We start from the raw sequence: 22,702 nt of genomic DNA on the forward strand, positions 1-22,702 counted from the left end.
ATTGAGATCCTATCCGGTGAATAACTTGAAACGAATCAATCGATGGTGGTGCATTACGGTTATAGTTCTTATAACCATTGTTTCAACCAGTGGATCCGCTATGGTTCTTGCCGGTGATATCAAAATTGGCGTAGTGAATACTGAAAAGATTTTGCGCGAATCGCTGCCAGCGGTACAGGCGCAAAAGAAAATTGATCAAGAATTTGTGCCGCGTGATGAAGAAATCAAGAAAATGGCTGTTCAGGCCAAAACATTACAAGACAAGCTTGAGAAAGACAGCATTAGCATGGATGAAACGGAACGGCGTAACTTAGAAAGGAATCTTGCCAATCTTAGCCGTGAATATCAGCGCGCGCAAAGACAAATGCGGGAAGATTTTAGTGTGCGTCAAAATGAAGAATACAGTGTAATTCTGGATCGCACCAATCGGGCAATCAGCAAAATTGCTGAAACAGAAAAGTATGATCTGATATTGCAGCTCCAGGATTCAGTTTATAGAAGTCAACGAATTGATATTACAGATAAAGTTATTAAAGCACTCGAAAATGAATAGGACAGAATTCAACATAATCTATTCAAGTGCCATCAATAAAGATCTAGGGCTAAAAGGAAAAAAGTATGAATACCATGAATATTCACGAAATTTTAAAATACCTGCCGCATCGCTATCCGCTTTTATTGGTGGACAAAGTGATTTCTTACGAAGTGGGCAAGGATATCGTTGCATTAAAAAATGTTTCCATCAATGAACCATTCTTTTCGGGGCATTTCCCGCATTATCCGGTCATGCCGGGCGTCCTGATTGTTGAAGCTTTAGCCCAGGCGGCAGCCATTCTAACGCTCAGAACAGTAGATACGATCAACAAAGATAATACAGTTTATTATTTTGTCGGAATTGACGGCGTTCGTTTTAAAAAACCCGTTATGGCTGGTGATCAATTAATTCTCAAGGTTGCCATAGAGCGGCAAATAAAGGGGTTATGGAAATATTCAGCTCGCGCTGAAGTCGATGAGCAGCTTGTCACTGAAGCTACGCTGATGTGCACTGCAAGAAATGTATAATCGTTAACAGGCCGTTGAAAAATGTTTTCGAGGCAGCCGATGCAAGGCAAAAATAGACGAGAAAGCGCAGTTTATGCTTAATAAATGAGCATTCTGAGTCTGTTTTTAACACCTTAGCGGCAACGCAGATAATTTTCAACGGCCTGTTAAGCAATCAGTTTGTAATTTGTATGATGCTGGCGCATATCAACAGCGCAATTGGTGGAGAAAGATATTGACACTTTCAGTGCAAATGCTGTTATTTGCGGTGTAGACGAGGCTGGCAGAGGGCCATTGGCTGGCCCCGTCTATGCAGCATGTGTTGTGCTCGATGTTGACCACAAAATAGCCGGATTAGCCGATTCCAAGGAACTGAGCGAGAAGAAGCGTGAAGTGCTGGCAATCGCTATCAAAAAATATGCTAAAGCATGGGCAATTGCTTCCGCCTCAGTGCAAGAAATTGATCAGCTAAATATTCTGCAAGCAAGTTTGCTCGCGATGAAACGTGCTGTAGAAAGTTTACCTTTCGTACCGGATATGGCGCTGGTCGATGGGAATCAGAGTCCACAGCTAAAATGCTCAGTACGTACAATCATTAGAGGTGACAGTCTAATACCCGAAATCTCAGCAGCCTCTATTTTAGCTAAGACGGCACGGGATAAAGAAATGCTAAGACTGCATCAATGTTTTCCACTCTATGGATTTGATCAACACAAAGGGTATCCAACGATAAAGCATTTGGCTGCATTACAAATGCACGGTGCATGTGAGATACATCGGCAAAGTTTTGCGCCTGTCCATGCATTAAAATTGAGTAAAAAATATTTCTAGAACAACGATAACGCCAAACTGTGCTTATCTCAAAGCAAGGAAGAAAATCACTTTGTGAGTATAATGACAGCTATTCAATTCAGTTCTGCTAACAGATAACAACCCTGATTATTAATAAAATTTAAATTTTTGAACTCACTAAACAAGGATAAACTTAAAATGCGCATTGAAAAAAATACCGTGGTCTCACTTAATTATGAATTGACAGATGATACCGGAAAAATTCTGGAGAAAACGGATACACCGATTAGTTATTTGCATGGCGGCTACGGAGGCATTTTCCCTCTCGTTGAAGAAGCGCTTCATGAAATGGAAGTTGGTTATTCTTGCTCGGTTTCAATGGAACCGGAAGATACTTTCGGCGAATATGATGCCGAATTGATTCGAGTGGAACCGCGCAGCTCTTTTCCAGATAATGTAGCAGTTGGCATGCATTTTGAAGGGGGGGCTGAAGGTTCTGACGACATCATCATCTACCAAGTTACAGAAGTTGCTGACGATACCGTCATTGTCGATGGAAATCATCCATTTGCGGGTTTAAGATTGATTTTTGCTTGCACAGTAACCGAAGTCCGCCCAGCCACAGCGGAAGAAATTACCCATCAACATGTGCATGGTGCACATGGGCATGAGCATTGATGAAATAAAGGTATTCTATTATTCAACAGATTAGCTGTTATTTGTCGCATCTATCGCTTTCTTCAATAAATAAAGCTGCTCCAGCGCTTGCCTGGGGCTTAGTTCATCCGGCGAGAGGTTTTGTAACATTGCAATCAATGGATGTTCCTGCGTAATATCTTCTTCCGGTTCTGGAATGGAAAAGGAAAACAGATCCAACTGAGGTTTCTTTTTTACACTTTCCTGCTCCAGTTTAATCAAGTGCTTTCTGGCCACTTTGATCACTGACTCTGGAACACCTGCCAGTGCAGCAACTTGCAAACCGTAGCTTTGACTGGCCGGACCCTCGGCTACTTTATGCAGAAAAACAATGCGATGTTTATACTCCACGGCGTCCAAATGGACATTTTGGATTTGTTTAAACTCCTCAGCCAGTTTCGTTAATTCAAAGTAATGCGTGGCAAAAAGTGTAAAGCTGCGATTTTTACTCAATAGATACCGGGCAATGGCAAACGCTAGGGCCAAGCCGTCAAAAGTGGAAGTGCCGCGCCCGACTTCATCCATAAGCACTAGGCTTTGCGCTGTTGCGTTATGGAGTATATTGGCGGTTTCCGTCATTTCCACCATAAATGTGGAACGCCCGCTGGCAAGATCATCGGCAGCGCCAATACGGGTAAAGATCTGATCCAGCCTACCCAGACGTACTCTTTTGGCAGGCACATAACTGCCGCAATGTGCAAGTAAAGCGATCAGCGCGATTTGCCGCATATAGGTTGATTTACCGCCCATATTGGGGCCAGTAATTATCAACATTTGCGGTTTCCCGGTATAGTCAGCACCTAACTGAACATCATTGGCAACAAAGTTTTCTACCTGACTTTCCACAACCGGGTGGCGACCGGTATCTATCTCAAAAATTTCCTCATGCGACAAATATGGTGCAGTATAGTCAAGCGCTTGTGCACGCTCAGCAAATGCACATAAAACATCAATTTCCGCAACGCTCGCAGCCATTTTCTGCAATGGATGGATATAACCCAGAAGTACATTCAAAAGTTCATCGTATAAATACTTCTCCCGCGCCAATGCCCGGTCTTGCGCGGATAATGCTTTATCTTCGAAAGCTTTTAGTTCCGGCGTGATATAACGCTCAGCACTTTTTAGTGTTTGTCTGCGCCGGTAATCAGCGGGAATTTTCTCGCTGTGTGCGTGCGTGACTTCAATATAGAAACCATGCACACGGTTATATTCCACCTTGAGATTAGGAATGCCGGTGCGTTCTTTTTCACGAATCTCCAACTGCAGTAAGAATTCACCGCAATTATTTTGCAGGGCACGTAATTCGTCCAGTTCGGCATCATAACCATCGGCAATCACATTGCCCTCACGCAACACCACACCAGGTTCTTCCAACAAAGATTTTCTCAATAACTCAAAGAGCGCAGGTTCTATCTGCATAGCCTGAATCAATTGACTAATTCTCTCACTGGAACCATTTGCCATGGCTTGAATGACTTCTGGCAATAGTTTCAGGCTATCACGCAAACCCGATAAGTCTCTCGGGCGCGCTGATTTGAGTGCAATGCGGGCAGTAATCCGTTCAACATCTACAAATTGCCGAAGCAGGTCTCGCGCGACCCAATAATTATTCTGCTCACTTTCTCCGATTAAGGCTGCAACGCTATCAAGCCGCTTTTGTATTGCTGCATGATCCCGTAATGGATGATGCAGCCAAAATTGCAACAAACGGCTGCCCATATTGGTTGAGCATGTATCCAGTAATGACAACAACGTAGGTGAGCGTTCACCGCGTATGGTTTCAGAAATTTCCAGATTGCGGCGTGTGGCAGCATCCATCCGAATATAAATACTATCCCGCTCAGCTTGTAATGATGTGATAGGAAGCGCAGCAGATCCTTGAGTCAGGCGGGCGTATTCCAGTAGGGCACCGGCAGCGCACAGCGCAATAGGCAAATCCTCACAACCAAAGCCAGACAGATCATGCGTTTCAAATTGCCGCGTAAGATTATTGATTGCAGTATCACGATCAAACTGCCACAACGGCAATCGCTTTAGCGCCCAATTTTTACCTTGTATTTCAGCTTGTTTAAGTGATTCTGGCAATAGGATCTCAGATGGTTGCAGACGCTCCAGCTCACTCAGCAGATTTTGTGGTGATGTCTCCATCACGCGTAATTGCCCCGCTGCCAGATTCAGCCAAGCCAGACCCAGAATCGATTCGTGCACCCATAAAGCCAATAATATGCAGTCGCGCTTATCCTCAAGCAATGCCGCATCCGTCAATGTTCCAGGCGTGATGATACGGGTGACTTCACGTGCAACCGGGCCTTTGCTGGTCGCCGGATCACCCACCTGCTCGCAAATGGCTACGGATTCACCTGACTTGACCAGTTTTGCCAGATACTGCTCTGCTGCATGATAGGGCACTCCCGCCATTTTAATCGGTTCCCCGGCAGAAGCGCCGCGTTGCGTTAAAGTTATTCCCAAGAGCTTTGCCGCTTTCTCCGCATCGTCAAAAAACAACTCATAAAAATCCCCCATGCGATAAAACATCAGCATGTCTGGGTGTTGTGCCTTGATGCGCAGGTACTGCTGCATCATGGGGGTATGCTGATCTTTCTGGGTTTTCATTGGCTCTACGTCAGATTATTTACGCAGTGGAGAATACATTATTGTGCTGGAATAATCTCGTCTACTAAACACCCCAAAATATTATCCTGAAAGTCGATGATAACTGGAATATCTTGATGAGCATGGAAGCTGGGGTATCCATGCACTTCAGCAAAGCATTTAGTAGCAAATCGATATTGATTTTAGCAGGCCGTTGAAAAAGTTTTCGAGGCAGCCGATGCAAGGCAAAAACGGGCGAAAAAGCGCAGTTTATGCGTGATAAATGAGCATTTTGAGCTTGTTTTTAACACCGCAGCGGCAACGCAGATAGTTTTTCAACGGCCTGTTAGAAGGTTTGCAGTTAACTTTGCTCTCTATTTTTGCGGCTTTTTCGTTTCCATTAGCTTGGGCCATGCAAATATCATAATACATTTTGTAGGCTGTTTTTAACACCGCAGATAGTTTTCAGCGGCCTGCTAAACAAGCCATTCAGGATGTAGAATCATTATGAAACCAAGTGCCAGCATTACAACGCCACTCAGGAGCTTGAGCCAGCGACCCGTAGATTCCGTAAGCTTATGATTGCTTAACGCGAACACTGCAATGGCTACCATAAGGGAGTCGTCGGCTATATAACCGAGGATATAAAGTCCTAGGTATGCATAGTAGACTGCTGGATTCAACGCATGTTGCGTTAATATAGCCGTGTAGATTGCTGGAAAACCTGCAGTGCACAGTAATTCGATGAAATTGACCATTACGGCCAGAAAAGCAACGGCTGTCAGCGTCGGCCATAACCTATCGGCTGCCAGGACAGCTCGCATCCGGACATACAAGGCAGGTTTGGCAGAATCCGGGATGGATAATGAGAAACCCCGCTGCCAGATAAAAAAATCCTTCACATTGATCCCGCCGATAATCAGGGCCGCGCCTCCCAGCGCCCAGTACAAAGCAGTAGTAATACCGATCATCTGGAATATGTTCAGCCAGGCAGCCATAAACGCATAATAGACTCCGCCACTCACCAGCACAAATGTGCCAGCGATTAATGCCATTCTTTTACGATTCCGCTGGTGTACAAGTAGCGAGAGCAAAAACAACAACACCCACATCGCACACGGGTTAAAGCCATCAAGCAGACCAATAGTCAGTGTGAATAACGGAAGTCCCAGGCGAGCAACACTGAGTGTTCCAAACAACTTTGATTCGATTTCGGTTTGCTGAGGAGAGAGCGAGGCCTGCTCAACCAGATTAATCAGTAAAGGCCCGGAGTTTTCTGCATTATCAAATCCTGCAAGTACCTTGCCATTCATGACAAAAGTTGGCACGCCGGGTGGCCAAATCCCAGCCTCCTGGGAATATCGGGTCAATCCATTGAGAGCGATCTGATCATGGTCGACCGAATAGTACATGATCTGCAGCCATGGTCGTTCGCTGCCAAATTTCAGGAGAAATTCTTTAGCCCGTGCACAGTGCGGGCAACCGTCGCGCACGAAAACTTCGAGTACCTGATCTCCGCCTGGAACCTGCTTTACTTCACTTGCTGTTACCCATGGTGTTACAACCAGCAATAATAACAGCATCAACCTCCGAAGATTTGGTAGTGGTTGAAGATACCGCTTATTGATATAAAAACTGCCAAAAAATCCTGACTCAGGCTTTAGAATCATTTTTCACCTTATTTTGGAGAATTCAGACAAGGTGATTTCTCTAACAGGCCGCTGAAAAAGTTTTCGAGGCAGCCGATGCAAGGCAAAAACAGGCGAAAAAGCGCAGTTTATGCGTGATAAATGAGCATTTTGAGCTTGTTTTTAACACCGCAGCGGCAACGCAGATAGTTTTTCAATGTCCTGCTAAACCGGCGCAGATCCATGGCAAAGACGTGCCACAGGCTTGGCTGAATTGAAAACGGCCAAACCCAGTCGGATCAAGATTGAATACACTGAGCTTCCTGACACCGCGCAAATTCATTATTCCACTGGCTTGTGCCACTACACATCAATGCAATCCATTAGTGGGCGATGCCCAGCTAAGCGGCCATTCGCGCTATAAGTAGTGAAACTGAATCGCTATCTCTTATCAAGGAAACGCAGGTATATTCGGTTCTGTGCCTTCAATTTCCACTTCGGGTAGATGTTGTTTTACGCGCCTCTCTATCTCTAGCACTCGATCAGCCGGTACATCAGCCAGCAACAAAAGTTGACCTGCCTCAATTGCCTCCTCGAACTCTTTAGTCCTCCGGTTACCAATACTCATACCCACCATACCACTTAGCCATGCACCGACACTCGCACCCGCAAGCGTAGTTGCCAGCAAGACGCCACCTGCAATAACAGTTGATGCGGGAGGAAGCACGACGGCGACCAGCCCGGCCAACAGACCGGCTGTCCCTCCAAGTGCCAACCCCTGCTGTACAGCAGGAACAAAATCACTTTTTTGTAACAGATTAGCTTCTGGCAAATCTTCGAGCGGCGTACCACGTTTAGCAAGCACGTGGAGATGCCGCTCCTCAATTTTTGCCATCAGTAAATCATCGACGATACGATTAGTAGTAGCAATATCAGGAACAAGAAAATAGATTCTTCGCATAATAACCTCCTAAAAAAACATGGGTTACACTAACACCCAGTAGAGATAAGCAGAATATTCTTTATTCATCTTATTATTCATGGAAGTAGTGTATTTTTGCCCATTATAAAAACTGATCTCGATCACAACTAGATTCTTTAATTTATTCCTTACCCTTACTGGTTAAGGAACCTAGAAATGCTTTAACATCGTTAATAAATCCAGGGCCAACTTCCCGGCCCAGTTGGTGCTCAGCCATTTCTTCGATTGCTTTATCCAATGTAGCAACTGAGCCGTCATGGAAATACGGGGCTGTTTTGGTAATATTTCTCAGGCTTGGCACCTTGAACACTTTCTTGTCAGTTTCGATCCCGGTTATTTCAAATCGCCCCATATCTTTGGTTTCATAAGGTTTAACAACGCCTATCCTTTTATATGAATTCCCGCCAAGCGCTACGCCATTGTGGCAAGTGGCGCATCCCATGTGGATAAATTTCTGCAGGCCTCTTTTCTCATTGTCATTCAGAGCGCTCTCGTCGCCTTTGAGATAGTCATCAAACCGGGAAGGCGTTAGCAGCGTACGCTCAAAAGCACCAATTGCCTTACCTATATTTTTGTATTGGAATGGATCTTTTTCATCTTTAAAAGCTTCTGCAAAGAGAGCCTTATATTCCTCTATTTTTTTCAACTTGCTGACAACAGCTGCTTCATTCGGCATACCCATTTCGATGGGGTTCAAAATGGGACCAAGTGCTTGTTCTTCCACATCTTTTGCTCGTCCGTCCCAGAATTGTGCGATATGCAGCGCCGCATTCATCGTGGTTGGCGAATTTCTGCCGCCGCGTTTTCCTTCATGGCCTGGTGAAGTTGGCTGACTGTCTACGCCGAAATTATCCAGCCGATGACAAGAATTACAGGAAATCTGATCATTGATCGAAAGCCGGGGATCCAGATACAGTTTCTTGCCAAGCTTGATCAAAGCTGCATTCTTTTTCTCATCAATAATTGATGCAGGTAACGGTTCAAAAAATTGTTTTAAAGTGGTTTGGTCCAGTTTGTGATGACCGCCATGCATGCCGCCCATTCCACCGTGATGATCGCCATCGTGCATTCCACCATGGTGATCAGCCTTCTTCGTGTCCTCTTGATGATCATGACTAGTTTGAGCATAACTATAGGAACTCAATACAAACGCTAAGAATAAGAATATTTTCATATAACCTCCAAAAATTTAACTTTAACACCCTTATCAAAAGAGCTAAATAAGCAAAATGCTTATTTCTAAAAAAATTGTCGAAGGAAAAAAATCTATATAAATTACCGGCATATCCTTTCTTCACATCAACTGTAAAAAGTGGTGTTTTCTAATTGAAGAATTGTTTTCCGATATTTACAAACTTACGGTATAGAAACAATCTCTTGTTCCCATCCATCTCTGTAACGAAAGCGCAACCTGTTTTCCTCTGTAAAAAAACCCGGTTGATCAAGAATGCCGCTCCAGCGCAGTGTCGCTGTCAAGCGATACCGATGCTGTAGCCCGTCGTCCTGCTGAACTGAGACTGTGCCATCGGTGTGAGTTTGTAATTGCAGGCGAAGCGTACTCCTCACCTGATCGCGTAATTGCACCATATCGTGAGCACAAGCATGCAGCCGTTGTTGAATACCGTCTTGATACCTCACTTGCAGATTGCCGTCTGCATCAGTGGAAATACTGGTCGCTCCGTCAGCTGATCCAGCAATGATCTCCATATCCGGTGCAAAACACATCCTTTCTCCTGCCGGTGAGTCAATCTCGATCCGGTCACCGAACCATCCGATATTGTCCCATCCTAACCGCAGTAATTCCCCCATTGCCTGAACTTGTTGATGGAACTCGCTACGCAACTGTATTTCTAGACCTGACTGTGCGCGTAAGCGCAGATGGCCTTCTTCTGTTTCCATCACTTGTTGCTGAACCGTATTCTTGTGCCGCAATGTAAGTCCGTCTGGAACTACACTGAATATTCTGCCATCCGGTAAGGTAATAGTAAAAACTCCGGTTTCTGCATCTTTAATAACTGCTACAGGTACAGAATCGCTGCCAAAGAACGCACTAACGGCATCCTCAACATCCTTGGTTGTTGTGAAATTAACTTCGCAATTGATTCCACAATGCGGTGAATCGTCAGCTTGCGTAACCGCAGCAGGCAGGCCTGTCAACATACTGATTAGTAGAATAGGAAAAAATATTTGCTTCATGGTAAATCTCCATTCATGTTAGAGGCACAACAAGCTTGTTGTGTTTAATAGATTGATTTTGTTATATTGTTTTAACTACTGAAGTAAAACACCCCGCCGCAAGCAGCGGGATGTTGATGACATTGCTTATTTACTGATTCTTTGCAATAAAACGAAAATCAGATTTTAAGAGGCTAAATTTATAGTTGTAGAGTAATGCCAAACTCAAGTTAATCAACTGGTTGGCCTATATAGATACCAGCCCAACTGTATGTGGCACTGACATCAGCCATGCTCGCGCTAATTGCTAATCTTTTATTTCTATACCCATCCCTTTCCAGACCTAAAGTAACGATATAAAGCTGGGACAGTGGTACATTGGCAGTAGTGCCGTCTTCGTTCTCAGCAACGATAACCGTTATCTTATCCAGAACATCACCAGTCATTTTGGTATCCAAAATGGTTGTAATTGGATCATTCTCATGCCTGACATAAATGCCGTTACTGCCGTCTGATTTTGTTGCCTTGAAAGCAACATTTTCCTTATTGACCGCGGCGAATGCGGAAGAGCGCCATCTGGGTGGTTCACGATCGTCTGTACTACCTTCATCCCCGCCACCTACACCAGGAGGTGCGCCTGTAAAGCTCCAGAATAGAAAATCAGCAAAGGTATTGGCATCGTTGGTACGGGCAATCATCCTTGTTTTCTTTTCCAAGAGGTCATGAACAAATATTCCTTGGTTTATAGGCTCGTAGAGGGTATAGATGCCGTCATTGGAAGTGCCATTATTATCTTGATCCAAACAAGACTGAATGACATCTTGGTTGCCATCGATAGGACATGTGAGTGTTACCGGTTTCCATCCTGGCCCACCGCTAGCAGGGTTAAGCGCTCCCGTACCCCATGCACCCCAGAATGAAACATATCTGCCATCAAAAGACAATGCCTCACCAAAGCGAGTAAATTTCTCTTGGCTGACACCAGGTACCGGCATGCCTATTGTCACCAATGCCTTGAGTTTTGGATTGGTTTCGAACCGCGCATGATAAATTCCACCGGCTGTGGGTGTTTCTTCATTATCAAATCCTGCAAATACGACTTGCTTATTTGCGCTGCTAGGCGGTGCTGTTGATCCAAAAACAGACGATGTGGGGACGCCAAACTTATCAGGCATCGGTAAACCAGTCCATGCGATTGCTTTGACTAACGCTGTAGCTGGGTTGTTACGGTAGAAGATACCTGTTTTGGAAACTGAGTTATCCGAGTAGTTACCTTTGAAAGTCACTCTATTGGTTTCAGAAATTGCTGGTGCCCCCGGAAATTGATCAAACCGTGTAGCAGGACTGCCTGCATCTAGAGCGACACTAGGTACTTGATAAATGGTAAAACCGGCAGTGACTTCAAGGTTTCTGACGCCAGTTTTTAATCCGCCAAATGGGTTGGCATAAACACCGGTTGTCCCTCCTAGTTTACCCAATACTGGATCGGTCCAGGTTGGTTGTGATTGCCCCCGAAAAGCTACCGTATTGGCAACTTTGTCAATACGTGGGAATGAAGGGAATTCGTTAAAAGTTGCTGGTTTCGGATTAGTAATATTGTTTGGTGCTGGAACAACATCCGAGGGGGGGGCAGTACTGGCTATCACTTTGACAGATTCATTACTCAACAACATGTTACGGGTAAATACTCCACGTGTCGGCTCTCCCCCTCCACCTGTGGATGGTTTGGCTCGACCGCGAAATACAACAAGAGCATTATCATTTAACGACGGTTGGTTATAACTGAAGAATTTCTCAGTCGCGATACCTGGCGGACTTGCGTTGTTATCCACTACAGTACTCCAATTAAAATTTATATTTTCGGCGAGAACTAGCTGCGCCGCGAATAACACTTGAGCGCCGATGATGATACTTAAAGCAGTTCGAGGTAAGTTCTTCATTGCTGACTACTCCATAAAAATAATAGAAAGGCTTTAACCTAAATGTTTCATTAACTAGACACACTTTATTATCATCTGAACCGATTACATAGCACATCGGTTAATAAAAACATATTTCATTATTGTTGAATATTTTTCTCAAGTAAATAAGCAAAATGCTTATTTTTTATAATTTAGGCTGATAGGTTTGTCGTATTAACATAGGCTGGCAAGGAACCGATCATGCAGGAAATCTACGCGAGAACAGGTAGGCTAAAGCGCTGAAGATGATGGGATTGTTACAGTATGCGTAAAAACGGATACTCTCGTAAGTTTTTGATAAATAATAACACTTTTCAATAATACTAATCGCCAGGCCAATAAAAGTTTTGTTTTAAGTCTCTCTGCGATTAGGTGCGCTTCTCAAATGGACAATCTGAAGGTTAAGCAGCGAGTAACTTTTATCATCTACCTGCTCAAACGTAACTAGGAGCAGATTACAATCACTTTGTAAAAATCACTTGGAAATAGTAATGGGTAAGCCGAGTGATTTTGCATCAGTGACCGTCAATCGGAATAGGATGTAGAGCAATTGAAATGCATTGCGATTCCAGTGTAAAGATCCTGTCGTATCCACCGCATAATATTTGTCATGTGAATAAATGGACAGATTAACGTCGGAAGGGAGTTCATCGGCGATGATAAGCCCCAAGGTATGACTGGGATTCTCATCTTTGGCAATGGGTGGCGTACGTGGATCTTTTTCAACGTAATATTCAGCCTGCTCACCCAGTGCATGACCGAGAAAATTTAAAATCGTATGAAAGCTTCGTAAGCGGAATGCACCTCGGATGGGCCATTCTCCGCCGGGATAACCGGGGCGGATATCGAAAGCAACATCGTTCTCTATCCAAGGGTTGATAAGATCATATAACGCTGCCCGCTCTTCGCAGCAAAGAATATCGGGATCATAGTTGGTAATCAGTATGGGGCCTGGCAATTGTTTGCTTAGCGTATAGGTACCCTTTTGGGGGTCATGACTTACAGTAAAATCTTTCTCGATAGCCTGAAAGACACCTTCCGGCGAAATTGCGCGGGAAGGAATTGTCCAGCTACGTTCGAATGTCAGTGGTTCAGCATACAGTTGCTTTTCGTCCTGAATGGCCGAGAGATGTAACACGATACGCCGGAACATCTCGTATCCTGCACGGTCCGATGGATTATTGTGATAAACAATTTGTTGCAAATGCCTGCGTTGCTTGTTGCGTAGGCGATGCTCTTGTTCTTTCGTCAGTTGAGCGCCGGGAAGAAACTGTTCGTTGTCATTCTGTTCTTCAGGGTCTGCGGCCGGAAAAGCAGCAAGTTTCACAGAGTCACGACGCGGGCGATACTTGTACTCCTGTCCTCCAATCGGAGTAATGCCAGTAGTTCCCTGTTGCCCGGTTTGATGCAAGTGCACTTCTTGCCCCATCATCCGCAACATAAGATCAACATCAAAGTGCTGGCGCAGCAAAAGGGTCAGCTTATGTTGACTGAATGGCGTCAGCAGGCGTTTGGTAAATTCTTCGCTAGCGATTGGTTCAATGCTGAAAGTGGGGTTCTCTGAAATGCCAGCGCCAAATATCGGTACCAGCAAACCACCGCTTTCTCCGGTCAGTGCAGGCGTAGCGCCCGCATTGGCGCTAAAATTGAAAGTTGCCGCAATGCTCGAAACCCGTGTGAAATGCAGCGGTTCATGATGTTGAGCGCGCGCGATATTGGTCAGAAGCTGCCTGGATTCTGCACGGATAGCGGCATTGTCATAAACTTCGACCGCCCGATTCAGCACAATGGGCGACAAACAGCCTGAGAGTGTTGAAATAACAAAGAAAACAAGTAATATGCGTGCTAATTTTTTCATCAACAACAAATCTGTGAATTTATTAAGCTATGGTAACTTAAAGATAAATAACCCTAATGAATCAAGCAAAGAGATAATTGCCTACCTGCCGCTTGTCACCCGTAACCCGTATATATAAAATTAAAGATACCTCTTACTATTTTCTTCCATGATTTGTGATATAAATAACTTATTAGGTGGTCAACTTGGAAGTATTATAGAAAAGGCTGGAATACAGAGATTCTAATCAATCTTTTTAATGGTCGGATCAATAGATCGAAAGAGTGATGTATTAGGTGACAATACTAATAAAATCCCGGCTTAATTTTTAACGCTTAAACTGCATGCCGCTGCCACATGCAGGTGCTAGACTTCTTCGGCAGTAATTTCGCTTGTCATTTGGAGGTGTCGTTATGTGTCAACATACTAAGCATCGAAACCCGATTTTTTGCATTATCCCCCCCTATGTTCTTGATGTTATTGCGAAAAAAGGAACAACGCAGCAGCGAGAAGCGGCTTTGCGAACCAAATCGGTAGACAATACTTTTCGTTCTCTGCGATTAGCCAGCCAAGCTGAACGCTACGCGCCAAGCAGAAATGCTACTTTGGCGCAGTCAGTGAATCCAGTAAAGCAAAGAACGATCTACACTGCTAACAGCACACAAAACTTGCCAGGAACGCTAGTTCGTTCTGAAGGCCAAGGCCCAACCGGTGATATTGCTGCGGACGAAGCGTATGAAGGACTTGGAGCAACTTTTGATTTTTTTGATCAGATTTTTGATCGAAATTCGATAGACGATTCTGGAATGCCGCTGACTGCCACGGTGCATTTTGGTAAAGATTACAACAATGCTTTCTGGAACTCGGTCCAGATGGTTTTCGGCGATGGGGATGGTCAAATTTTTAACCGGTTTACCATTGCGTTGGATGTGATTGGCCACGAGCTTGCTCATGGCGTTACCGAAGACGAATCAAGATTGCAGTATTTTAATCAATCAGGTGCGCTGAATGAATCTATGTCCGATGTATTCGGCTCTTTAATCAAGCAATTTGTCAAAAAACAAACTGCCGATCAAGCTGACTGGCTTATTGGTGAAGGGTTATTGGCTTCAGGAATTAACGGCGTCGCATTGCGTTCAATGAAGGACCCTGGCTCGGCATTTGATGATCCGATTTTGGGAAAAGACCCTCAACCCAAGCATATGAAGGACTTTGTCCAAACATTTGACGATAATGGCGGGGTTCATATTAACTCAGGAATACCGAATCACGCCTTTTACCAGGTTGCTACGCGAATAGGCGGCCACGCTTGGGACAAAGCAGGCCGTATTTGGTACGATGCTTTGCGTGATGACCGCCTTAGACCCAATACGGGATTTAAACGCTTCGCAAAAATCACCAATGATGTTGCCGGACGGCTTTACGGTCTAAAAAGTGCCGAGCAGCAAGCGGTTCGTGGCGGATGGTCGGCAGTCGGAATCGCGACCTGACGCGAGAAGCGAAGGAGGTATACGGTGCGAATAGAATTTTCTCAAGCGGGTGGGATTGCTTATTTTCCCGGTTTGAATAAACCCATCATGGTTGAAGTCGATCAACTCGATGTAAAAGATGCGGAAGAACTTAAGCGATTAGTTGATGCGAGTCATTTCTTCGATCTGCCCGCCGCAATCGGCATACCAGCAAAGGGGATGGCGGATTATCAATTTTACACCTTGGCCATTTCAGATAACGATCGTCAACACAGTGTCCGGATCCTTGTGCCTGTCGAGGATCCGGCGCTGCTGGACTTGATTCAGGTAGTTCAGAAGCATGTTAATGCAATTCGCACTAAAAGCCGCTCAGAACACCCTTAACAAGCCGCTGAAAAACGTATTCGAGGCAGCCGATGGAAGGAAAAACAGGTGAAAAAGCGCAGTTTATGCTTAATAAATGAGCATTTTGAGTCTGTTTTTAACACCGCAACGGCAACGCAGATAGTTTTCAGCGGTCTAGCGGTTTATTAGCTCTGCACCCACGGCAATCCAGCCGCTTTCCAGCCGGACAATTTTCCGCGTTGCCCTTTTTCATCTTTATCGCCCTCAAAGCCTTCGAGAATGTTGTAACAATCGGTAAAATCGGATTGGCTGGCCATTGCCGCAGCCTGATTTGATCGCGCACCACTCCGGCAAATGAACAGCACCGGCAGTTTTTTATCGACTTGCCCTGCCAGTTGATCGAGAAAGCCGGGGTTGGGCTGCATGCTGGGATACGAACGCAATTCGATTTCCGTTGCACCGGGAATGCGCCCGACCCAATCTAATTCAGCACGAGAACGTACATCCACCAATTGCGCCTGAGCAGATTCTTGCAAGATCCGATACGCTTCGATGGGAAGCAATGCGCCCTTGTAGGGAAGCCCCATTTCTTTGGCGCGTTGTTGCGCTTTTTCCAGTATAGCCGTGGTAGTTTCCATAAAATATCCCATTGATGTTATTAAAAATGATCGATTGATTAGCTTTATAATAGCGCCAAGCCATCCTCACATTCATTCTTTTTATTTTCAATCATTATAGCGCCTCATGGAAAAAATTCGTTTATCCAAGCTCATGTCGGAACAAGGGCTATGCTCGCGCCGGGAAGCGGACCGGTATATCGAACTCGGCTGGGTGTTTGTCGATGGCGTACAGATTTCCGAGCTGGGAACAAAAATTTATCCCACGCAGAAAATCAAACTGAACAGAGCAGCACAATCGCAGCAGACCAGTTTGGTTACGATAATACTCAACAAGCCCATTGGTTATGTCTCGGGACAGCCGGAACCGGGCTACCGGCCCGCCGTTGTATTGATCAAACCGGAAAATCAGTTTATCCATCCGCGATCTACCAAGCGCTTTCAACCTGTGCATTTGAAAAATCTGGCGCCAGCCGGACGGCTGGATATTGATTCCCAAGGCTTGCTGATCCTGACGCAGGATGGCCGTATTGCGAAACAATTGATCGGCGCGGAGTCTGAAATAGAAAAAGAATATCTGGTGCGGGTCGAAGGCGCCTTGCCGAAAGATAAGCTGGCGTTGCTGAATCATGGCTTAAGCCTGGACGGCAAGGCGTTAAAACCGGCGCAAGTGAGCTGGCAGAACCAAAATCAATTGCGCTTTATCCTGCGCGAAGGCAAAAAACGCCAGATCCGCCGCATGTGTGAACTGGTAAATCTGAAAGTAACCGGCTTGAAACGAGTGCGTATCGGTAACATTGGATTGCGGGATTTACCGGAAGGAAAGTGGCGTTATTTGCAAGATGGTGAGAATTTTTAGTATGGTATTTTAGCCTTCATTGTAATTTTTAAGAATCTCATTAATTCCTTTCTTGCGAGGATAGACGATGGACGAATCAAAAATGATTTCCTCGGTAAAGCAGCAGTATGAGGCATTGCCGTATCCTCCCAGAAACCCGGAAGATGAAAAAGTCCGATTGCTGCGCACAGTGGGAGATTCCCTGAGTGAGTTAAATCATTGCTGTTTTAAGGGACAAAGAAATTTTAACCAGGATTTCCGTTGCCTGGTCGCAGGCGGTGGAACAGGAGACAGTGTCATTAATCTGGCTGAACAATTGCGCGAAACTTCGGCGGAAATCGTTTATCTGGATATGTCTGCGGCATCGCGCCGTATTGCCGAACAGCGTGCCGCAGTCCGCGGATTGAACAATATCACCTGGCTGACCGAATCCTTATTATCCATCCCGGAACTGGGCATCGGACCATTTGATTACATTAACTGCTCAGGAGTATTACATCACTTAAGCGATCCTCAGGAAGGCGCGCGCGCACTCGCAAGTGTTCTGAAGGATGACGGCGCTATTTATCTGATGTTGTATGCCGAGTATGGCAGGCACTCCATCTATTTACTGCAGACTTTATTCCGGGAAATGATTCCGCAACACCTGAGCATTCCGGAAAAAGTGATCCTAGCACGCCGCATAATCGGCGCTTTGCCTATCGATCATGCCTTTATCAAAGATTTGGAAAAATGGACGAATGAGATTACTGCCAGCGGATACGGAGATTCAGGCCTGTATGATTTGCTGCTGCATAGCGTTGACCGGTGTTATAACGTCAATGAAGTCTATGCACTTGCCGCAGCGTCAGAATTAAAGCTGGTGACCTTTCTTGGGCCGAATAAACGATTTTACGATCCGGCTCAACTGGTCGCCGATCAAAGTATTCGATTGTTGTGGCGTGGAAAAAGTATCCAAGAGCAGCAATCCATTGCAGAAAAACTGTTTTCCAATCATATCAAGCATCAGTTTTACCTTTCTCGACAAGCGTCTTGTACGGCTTCCATAGACGATGAAGACAATGCGATTATTCTTGAGCACGAACTTGCGAATCAAAATATGGCCATCCATGACGCGATAAAGCCAGAAGAAACGCTTAGCATTACTTTTACGATTAACAATGAAAAAACGGTTTTTCAGATAATGGGCAATAAAGTCAATAAAGCTTGCTTCCGGTATATGGATGGAAAAACGCCCATTAGCAGTATTATTCGCAAAGTAAAAATGAAATGCGGTGCCAGTGAGCAAAAAATTCGATTGGAATTGCGATCCATTTTTGAAGATCTTTATCCCATGGGCTGCATCTATCTTCAACGGCCATAAATCGTATGTTCGCCCATGTATCAACGTTTGCACGTTGTCCTTAATATCCCTTCGCACCAACTGTTGTATTATTACGAAGGCGCAGTCGACGTCGTCGTAGCAAAAACAACCGATGGGCGCATCCTCCGCTTTCCCGCTAATATCCTGCGTTCAGTAGTGCAAAGTCATGGCGTGTATGGCAAGTTTGAATTAGTTTTCGATGAAAACCATAAATTTGTGTCGATCACCCGCATCGGTGATAAATCCTAATCTACGCGGATTGGCTTTCATTGCCGGAAGACGTGCGTTAAACTCTCTATCTATCTATCAATTTTTACCTATCAAACAAAGATTAAACCCATGGCCCAATATGTAATGTCTATGCTCCGTGTGAGCAAAATGGTTCCTCCCAAGCGTCAAATTATCAAAGATATTTCGCTCAGCTTTTTCCCCGGTGCAAAGATCGGCTTGCTCGGCTTGAATGGCTCCGGCAAATCCACTGTGCTGCGCATCATGGCCGGTGTGGATAAGGAATTTGACGGTGAGGTGCAGCGTCAGCCCAACATTCGCATCGGTTATTTACCGCAAGAACCGCAACTGAATCCCGAGCACACCGTGCGCCAGGAGGTGGAAGAAGCCTTGGGCGAGGTGATGCAGGCACAGAAAAAGCTGGACGAAGTGTATGCTGCTTATGCCGAAGAAGGCGCCGACTTTGACGCATTGGCAACCGAACAAGCGCGGCTGGAGGCCATTCTGGCAACTGCCGGCAGCGATACCTCAAACCAGATGGAGATAGCCGCCGATGCACTGCGTTTACCGCCGTGGGATGCGATAACCAAAAATCTTTCCGGCGGTGAAAAACGCCGCGTTGCGCTGTGCAAGCTGTTACTGGAAAAACCGGATATGTTGTTACTGGACGAGCCGACCAACCATCTGGATGCCGAATCGGTGGAATGGCTGGAACAATTCCTGGTGCGTTTTCCCGGTACCGTGGTGGCGGTGACCCACGACCGCTACTTCCTCGACAACGCAGCGGAATGGATACTGGAACTTGACCGCGGTCATGGCATTCCGTGGAAAGGTAATTATTCCAACTGGCTGGAGCAGAAAGAAGCGCGGTTGGAGCAGGAAAACAAGCAGATCGATGAACATATGAAATCGATGAAGAAAGAGCTGGAGTGGGTGAGGCAAAATCCGAAAGGACGCCAAGCGAAATCCAAAGCGCGACTCGCCCGTTTTGAAGAACTCAACTCGCAGGAATATCAGAAACGCAATGAAACCCAGGAAATTTTCATCCCCGTCGGCGAGCGCCTGGGTAATGAAGTGATTGAGTTTAACGGCGTCTCCAAATCCTTTGGCGACCGCTTGCTGATCGACAATCTCAGCTTCATCGTGCCGCCGGGCGCGATTGTCGGCATTATCGGCCCGAACGGCGCGGGTAAATCCACCCTGTTCAAACTGATTACCGGCAAGGAACAACCGGATTCCGGTGAAGTTAAAATCGGGCACACGGTCCAGATAGCGCACGTCGATCAGGCGCGCGATTCACTGGAAAACGACAAGACCGTTTTCGATGCCATCTCCGGCGGCAACGATCTCCTGGTCGTGGGCAAATACACGACGCCAGCGCGTGCTTACTTGGGGCGTTTTAACTTCAAAGGAGGCGATCAACAAAAAATCATCGGACAACTGTCCGGCGGAGAACGCGGCCGCCTACACCTGGCACAAACACTGATTTCCGGTGGAAACGTGCTGCTCCTCGATGAGCCGTCCAACGATCTCGACGTGGAAACGCTGCGCGCCCTGGAAGATGCGCTGCTGGAATTTGCCGGTTGCGTACTGGTCATCTCGCACGACCGCTGGTTTCTCGACCGCATCGCCACGCACATCCTCGCCGCCGAAGGCAATTCGCAATGGACTTTCTTCAATGGCAACTATCAGGAATACGAAGCCGACAAGAAAAAACGCCTGGGTGAAGAAGGCGCGAAACCGAAGCGGATACGGTATAAGCCGATTAGTAGGTAACGGGTATCAAATTGCTGAGTTCTTTTATCAAGGGAGGTGAACGATATGCTGGCAATAAAGCAGGAGGTATTGAAAGTCATTAATCAATTGCCTGAGGATGCTGACATGGATGAAATCATGTACCGGCTTTATGTACTGGATAAGATTAGGAAAGGGCAGGAAGCCGTAGAGCAGTGCAAAACCCTGTCAAGTGAGAAACTCAAACAAGAAATTGATGCGTGGTAATCTGATCGGATGATAGATGAAGTAACTATTTCTAGCAAAAGAGGATAATCATGCTTGCAATTAGACTACCTGAAGAAATTGAGCATGGTCTGGCTGAGTTGGCTGCTAAAACCGGGCGCACTAAAACCTATTATGTGCGCGAAGCGATTCTTGAGCATCTCGATGAATTAGAAGAAAAGTACTTGGCTGTGGATCGCCTGGAAAAATCGGGCAAATGTTGGACACTGGATCAAATAGAATCGATACAAAAAACAGAAACTCATGCCACAACTAAACACAATTAGCGTTAAAGGTTTCAAGAGCATTGCTTCCATCGAGAAGCTGAAGCTTGGAACTATCAATGTAGTTATCGGACCAAATGGTTCCGGTAAATCTAACTTCATTGGCGTGTTTTCCTTTTTGCATGCTATCAGAGAAGGGCACTTGCAGGACTATGTCATCAAGGCAGGGGGGGCTGACAAAGTGTTGCATTTTGGTGCGAAAACAACGAAGCTTCTTCAGATCCGTATTTCATTCCAAGATGAAACTAATGAATACGAAATTAAACTTGTGCCTACTAGTGCAGATGAACTCGTTCCACTCTCAGAATCAGTTTATTACTGGAACCAATCAAGATATCGAGGCCCTATGGATAAAAGCCTTCCCAGAATTGGAAAAGAAGCTGGCATCAGCGCACAAAAATCCACATCAATAGCCAATCATGTACGTGTTCACCTAGATCGCTGGAGGCTCTATCATTTTCATGATACCAGTTCCACATCGCCAATGAAGATGACTACGGATGTCAATGACAACCGCTATCTGCGTCCAGATGGTTCGAATCTGGCTGCATTTCTTTATTTTTTGCGCGAGAAACATAGTATTTCCTACAGTCTTATCCGTCGTATCGTGCAACGAGTAGCACCATTTTTCGAAGATTTTCAATTGGAACCACAAAAATTGAATCCGGAAAAAATCCGATTGGAATGGCGACATAAGGGCTCAGAGGCTTATTTCGATGCACCTGCGCTTTCGGATGGAACGCTACGTTTTATTGCGTTGGCAACGTTATTTCTTCAGCCAGCAAATTATCAACCATCGGTGATTTTGGTTGATGAGCCTGAACTCGGGTTGCATCCTTATGCCATTACTTTGCTAGCATCACTGATTAAGCAGATTTCTGGTAAACAAGTAATCATATCTACACAATCCCCGTTCTTGCTTGATCATTTCCAACCGGAGGACGTTTTGGTGGCAGATCGGGTGGATGGAGGTACACAGTTCACTCGACTTGATCCAGTTAAACTGGAAGGATGGTTGCAAGATTATAGTCTGGGTCAGCTGTGGGAGAAAAATGAACTGGGCGGTCGCCCTGGAGCCGAGTGAATTCATGTCTAGGTTGTTAATTCATGTCGAGGGGGAAACAGAAGAAACCTTTGTGAACGAAGTATTGGCTTCTTATCTTTACGGATATGGATACACGAAGATCAGCGCACGACTTATCGGCAATGCACGCCAGCGTGATCGGCGAGGCGGTATTCGAGCCTGGAACTCGGTACGCAAGGATATTCTGAATCACCTTAAAGAAGATGTTGAGTGTTTTTCAACGATGATGGTGGATTTTTATGCGCTACCTCAAGCAGGCGAAAGAGCATGGCCGGGACGCGCTGGAGCAGCGCAATTGGCTTTCTCTGAAAAGGCAGCTTCAGTCGAACGCGCGTTGCTGGCAGATATTTGCAATGAGATGGGTAACGGATTTGAACAAGCGCGTTTTGTACCCTACGTCATGATGTATGAGTTTGAGGGATTATTATTCAGTGATGCTGATAAACTTGGGTTAGGTATTGGGAAGCCTGAATTGTCGCCGAAGTTTCAGGCTATCCGCGACCAGTTTACAACCCCCGAGGAAATCAACGACTCTCCACTAACAGCACCATCCAAGCGAATTATAAATTTGGTTCCAAATTATGAGAAACCGCTAATGGGAACCTTGGCAATACTTGAAATTGGACTCGACGCTATTCGTAAAGAATGTCCGCTTTTCCGGAAGTGGATAGAGAGACTCGAACAGTGGCCGCGATAGCAGTATATTGCTGTACTCTCAGATTCATTATTCCAATAAAAGCTGTTCATCAAAATCCTTTCCAAGTAATTGGCA

At 45.5% G+C, this 22,702-nt stretch carries 24 protein-coding genes; 14 read left to right on the forward strand and 10 right to left on the reverse strand.

The features are described 5' to 3' along the window. Nucleotides 1-25 precede the first annotated feature (25 nt). The 4 genes from NIT79A3_RS17180 (at nt 26) to NIT79A3_RS17195 (ending at nt 2,511) form a co-directional block, all read left to right on the forward strand. Complete coding sequence (locus NIT79A3_RS17180) at nt 26-553, forward strand: OmpH family outer membrane protein (RefSeq protein ID WP_013967407.1); 528 nt, start codon at nt 26-28, stop codon at nt 551-553. Nucleotides 554-618: 65 nt separating this feature from the next. Further along, nucleotides 619-1,062, forward strand: coding sequence for a 3-hydroxyacyl-ACP dehydratase FabZ (gene fabZ, locus NIT79A3_RS17185; protein WP_013967408.1), 444 nt, complete (start codon nt 619-621; stop codon nt 1,060-1,062). Between the two features lie 201 nt (nt 1,063-1,263). Continuing rightward, complete coding sequence (gene rnhB / locus NIT79A3_RS17190; RefSeq protein ID WP_013967409.1) at nt 1,264-1,872, forward strand: ribonuclease HII; 609 nt, start codon at nt 1,264-1,266, stop codon at nt 1,870-1,872. 159 nt (nt 1,873-2,031) lie between these two features. Next, entirely contained in the window at nt 2,032-2,511 is a 480-nt protein-coding gene (locus NIT79A3_RS17195) for a peptidylprolyl isomerase (protein WP_013967410.1), read from the forward strand. A gap of 30 nt (nt 2,512-2,541) precedes the next feature. Here the strand turns inward: NIT79A3_RS17195 and mutS are convergent, their stop codons facing one another. From mutS to NIT79A3_RS17235, 9 genes are all read right to left on the reverse strand, one after another. Further along, nucleotides 2,542-5,142 (reverse strand): DNA mismatch repair protein MutS, encoded by a 2,601-nt coding sequence (mutS, locus tag NIT79A3_RS17200; protein WP_013967411.1) that lies wholly within the window; start codon nt 5,140-5,142, stop codon nt 2,542-2,544. Nucleotides 5,143-5,391: 249 nt separating this feature from the next. Then, complete coding sequence (locus tag NIT79A3_RS17205; protein ID WP_156797128.1) at nt 5,392-5,535, reverse strand: hypothetical protein; 144 nt, start codon at nt 5,533-5,535, stop codon at nt 5,392-5,394. Between the two features lie 62 nt (nt 5,536-5,597). Beyond that, the gene (locus NIT79A3_RS17210) at nt 5,598-6,704 is read right to left on the reverse strand and encodes a glutaredoxin domain-containing protein (protein ID WP_013967412.1); all 1,107 of its coding nucleotides are present in this window, start codon (nt 6,702-6,704) and stop codon (nt 5,598-5,600) included. A 259-nt stretch (nt 6,705-6,963) separates the two neighbouring features. Further along, nucleotides 6,964-7,113: a hypothetical protein gene (locus NIT79A3_RS18955; protein WP_156797129.1), complete on the reverse strand. Its 150-nt coding sequence runs from the start codon at nt 7,111-7,113 to the stop codon at nt 6,964-6,966. A gap of 87 nt (nt 7,114-7,200) precedes the next feature. Then, nucleotides 7,201-7,710, reverse strand: coding sequence for a membrane protein (locus tag NIT79A3_RS17215; protein ID WP_013967413.1), 510 nt, complete (start codon nt 7,708-7,710; stop codon nt 7,201-7,203). A 142-nt stretch (nt 7,711-7,852) separates the two neighbouring features. Further along, the gene (locus NIT79A3_RS17220; RefSeq protein WP_013967414.1) at nt 7,853-8,905 is read right to left on the reverse strand and encodes a cytochrome-c peroxidase; all 1,053 of its coding nucleotides are present in this window, start codon (nt 8,903-8,905) and stop codon (nt 7,853-7,855) included. Nucleotides 8,906-9,087: 182 nt separating this feature from the next. Then, nucleotides 9,088-9,927 (reverse strand): hypothetical protein, encoded by an 840-nt coding sequence (locus NIT79A3_RS17225; RefSeq protein WP_013967415.1) that lies wholly within the window; start codon nt 9,925-9,927, stop codon nt 9,088-9,090. 209 nt (nt 9,928-10,136) lie between these two features. Continuing rightward, nucleotides 10,137-11,846, reverse strand: coding sequence for a hypothetical protein (locus tag NIT79A3_RS17230; RefSeq protein ID WP_013967416.1), 1,710 nt, complete (start codon nt 11,844-11,846; stop codon nt 10,137-10,139). A 496-nt stretch (nt 11,847-12,342) separates the two neighbouring features. Next, a complete protein-coding gene (locus tag NIT79A3_RS17235) occupies nt 12,343-13,725 on the reverse strand; it encodes a hypothetical protein (protein ID WP_013967417.1) in 1,383 nt (460 codons plus the stop codon). A gap of 392 nt (nt 13,726-14,117) precedes the next feature. On the opposite strand from NIT79A3_RS17235, the gene NIT79A3_RS17240 reads away from it, so the two are divergent. Both NIT79A3_RS17240 and NIT79A3_RS17245 read left to right on the forward strand, forming a co-directional pair. After that, nucleotides 14,118-15,194 carry a M4 family metallopeptidase gene (locus tag NIT79A3_RS17240; protein WP_013967418.1) on the forward strand — a complete coding sequence of 359 codons (1,077 nt, stop codon included), beginning with the start codon at nt 14,118-14,120 and terminating at the stop codon, nt 15,192-15,194. 24 nt (nt 15,195-15,218) lie between these two features. Beyond that, nucleotides 15,219-15,557 (forward strand): protealysin inhibitor emfourin, encoded by a 339-nt coding sequence (locus tag NIT79A3_RS17245; RefSeq protein ID WP_013967419.1) that lies wholly within the window; start codon nt 15,219-15,221, stop codon nt 15,555-15,557. Nucleotides 15,558-15,703: 146 nt separating this feature from the next. On the opposite strand, the gene NIT79A3_RS17250 is transcribed toward NIT79A3_RS17245, so the two are convergent. Then, a complete protein-coding gene (locus NIT79A3_RS17250; protein ID WP_013967420.1) occupies nt 15,704-16,156 on the reverse strand; it encodes a rhodanese-like domain-containing protein in 453 nt (150 codons plus the stop codon). Nucleotides 16,157-16,262: 106 nt separating this feature from the next. On the opposite strand from NIT79A3_RS17250, the gene NIT79A3_RS17255 reads away from it, so the two are divergent. The 8 genes from NIT79A3_RS17255 (at nt 16,263) to NIT79A3_RS17290 (ending at nt 22,627) form a co-directional block, all read left to right on the forward strand. Further along, a complete protein-coding gene (locus NIT79A3_RS17255) occupies nt 16,263-16,994 on the forward strand; it encodes a pseudouridine synthase (protein WP_013967421.1) in 732 nt (243 codons plus the stop codon). A 67-nt stretch (nt 16,995-17,061) separates the two neighbouring features. Next, nucleotides 17,062-18,336, forward strand: a complete 1,275-nt coding sequence (locus NIT79A3_RS17260) for a class I SAM-dependent methyltransferase (RefSeq protein ID WP_013967422.1) — start codon at nt 17,062-17,064, stop codon at nt 18,334-18,336. A 15-nt stretch (nt 18,337-18,351) separates the two neighbouring features. Beyond that, nucleotides 18,352-18,585 carry a DUF2835 domain-containing protein gene (locus tag NIT79A3_RS17265; RefSeq protein ID WP_013967423.1) on the forward strand — a complete coding sequence of 78 codons (234 nt, stop codon included), beginning with the start codon at nt 18,352-18,354 and terminating at the stop codon, nt 18,583-18,585. Nucleotides 18,586-18,675: 90 nt separating this feature from the next. Next, nucleotides 18,676-20,340 carry an energy-dependent translational throttle protein EttA gene (gene ettA, locus NIT79A3_RS17270; RefSeq protein WP_013967424.1) on the forward strand — a complete coding sequence of 555 codons (1,665 nt, stop codon included), beginning with the start codon at nt 18,676-18,678 and terminating at the stop codon, nt 20,338-20,340. Nucleotides 20,341-20,385: 45 nt separating this feature from the next. Beyond that, nucleotides 20,386-20,565: a hypothetical protein gene (locus NIT79A3_RS17275; RefSeq protein ID WP_013967425.1), complete on the forward strand. Its 180-nt coding sequence runs from the start codon at nt 20,386-20,388 to the stop codon at nt 20,563-20,565. Nucleotides 20,566-20,615: 50 nt separating this feature from the next. After that, nucleotides 20,616-20,849: a TraY domain-containing protein gene (locus NIT79A3_RS17280; RefSeq protein ID WP_013967426.1), complete on the forward strand. Its 234-nt coding sequence runs from the start codon at nt 20,616-20,618 to the stop codon at nt 20,847-20,849. Further along, on the forward strand, nt 20,827-21,930 hold the full coding sequence (locus tag NIT79A3_RS17285) for an AAA family ATPase (protein ID WP_013967427.1): 1,104 nt from the start codon (nt 20,827-20,829) through the stop codon (nt 21,928-21,930). The genes NIT79A3_RS17280 and NIT79A3_RS17285 overlap by 23 nt, the downstream gene beginning before the upstream one ends. 4 nt (nt 21,931-21,934) lie before the next feature. Then, nucleotides 21,935-22,627 carry a DUF4276 family protein gene (locus NIT79A3_RS17290; protein WP_041360401.1) on the forward strand — a complete coding sequence of 231 codons (693 nt, stop codon included), beginning with the start codon at nt 21,935-21,937 and terminating at the stop codon, nt 22,625-22,627. The last annotated feature ends 75 nt before the right edge of the window (nt 22,628-22,702 follow it).

The sequence above is a fragment of the Nitrosomonas sp. Is79A3 genome, assembly GCF_000219585.1.
Classification (GTDB): Bacteria; Pseudomonadota; Gammaproteobacteria; order Burkholderiales; family Nitrosomonadaceae; genus Nitrosomonas.

What these genes read in the sequence shown, in the direction of transcription:
- NIT79A3_RS17195 (WP_013967410.1), top strand. Translation starts at nt 2,032, where the DNA reads ATGCGCATTGAAAAAAATACCGTGGTCTCACTTAATTATGAATTGACA.
- NIT79A3_RS17290 (WP_041360401.1), top strand. Translation starts at nt 21,935, where the DNA reads ATGTCTAGGTTGTTAATTCATGTCGAGGGGGAAACAGAAGAAACCTTT.
- NIT79A3_RS17215 (WP_013967413.1), bottom strand. Translation starts at nt 7,710, where the DNA reads ATGCGAAGAATCTATTTTCTTGTTCCTGATATTGCTACTACTAATCGT.
- NIT79A3_RS17230 (WP_013967416.1), bottom strand. Translation starts at nt 11,846, where the DNA reads ATGAAGAACTTACCTCGAACTGCTTTAAGTATCATCATCGGCGCTCAA.
- NIT79A3_RS17265 (WP_013967423.1), top strand. Translation starts at nt 18,352, where the DNA reads ATGTATCAACGTTTGCACGTTGTCCTTAATATCCCTTCGCACCAACTG.
- NIT79A3_RS17285 (WP_013967427.1), top strand. Translation starts at nt 20,827, where the DNA reads ATGCCACAACTAAACACAATTAGCGTTAAAGGTTTCAAGAGCATTGCT.
- NIT79A3_RS17250 (WP_013967420.1), bottom strand. Translation starts at nt 16,156, where the DNA reads ATGGAAACTACCACGGCTATACTGGAAAAAGCGCAACAACGCGCCAAA.
- NIT79A3_RS17275 (WP_013967425.1), top strand. Translation starts at nt 20,386, where the DNA reads ATGCTGGCAATAAAGCAGGAGGTATTGAAAGTCATTAATCAATTGCCT.
- NIT79A3_RS17220 (WP_013967414.1), bottom strand. Translation starts at nt 8,905, where the DNA reads ATGAAAATATTCTTATTCTTAGCGTTTGTATTGAGTTCCTATAGTTAT.
- NIT79A3_RS17205 (WP_156797128.1), bottom strand. Translation starts at nt 5,535, where the DNA reads ATGGCCCAAGCTAATGGAAACGAAAAAGCCGCAAAAATAGAGAGCAAA.
- NIT79A3_RS17255 (WP_013967421.1), top strand. Translation starts at nt 16,263, where the DNA reads ATGGAAAAAATTCGTTTATCCAAGCTCATGTCGGAACAAGGGCTATGC.
- NIT79A3_RS17240 (WP_013967418.1), top strand. Translation starts at nt 14,118, where the DNA reads ATGTGTCAACATACTAAGCATCGAAACCCGATTTTTTGCATTATCCCC.
- NIT79A3_RS17260 (WP_013967422.1), top strand. Translation starts at nt 17,062, where the DNA reads ATGGACGAATCAAAAATGATTTCCTCGGTAAAGCAGCAGTATGAGGCA.
- fabZ (WP_013967408.1), top strand. Translation starts at nt 619, where the DNA reads ATGAATACCATGAATATTCACGAAATTTTAAAATACCTGCCGCATCGC.
- NIT79A3_RS17280 (WP_013967426.1), top strand. Translation starts at nt 20,616, where the DNA reads ATGCTTGCAATTAGACTACCTGAAGAAATTGAGCATGGTCTGGCTGAG.
- NIT79A3_RS17225 (WP_013967415.1), bottom strand. Translation starts at nt 9,927, where the DNA reads ATGAAGCAAATATTTTTTCCTATTCTACTAATCAGTATGTTGACAGGC.
- NIT79A3_RS17235 (WP_013967417.1), bottom strand. Translation starts at nt 13,725, where the DNA reads ATGAAAAAATTAGCACGCATATTACTTGTTTTCTTTGTTATTTCAACA.
- NIT79A3_RS17210 (WP_013967412.1), bottom strand. Translation starts at nt 6,704, where the DNA reads ATGCTGTTATTATTGCTGGTTGTAACACCATGGGTAACAGCAAGTGAA.
- ettA (WP_013967424.1), top strand. Translation starts at nt 18,676, where the DNA reads ATGGCCCAATATGTAATGTCTATGCTCCGTGTGAGCAAAATGGTTCCT.
- mutS (WP_013967411.1), bottom strand. Translation starts at nt 5,142, where the DNA reads ATGAAAACCCAGAAAGATCAGCATACCCCCATGATGCAGCAGTACCTG.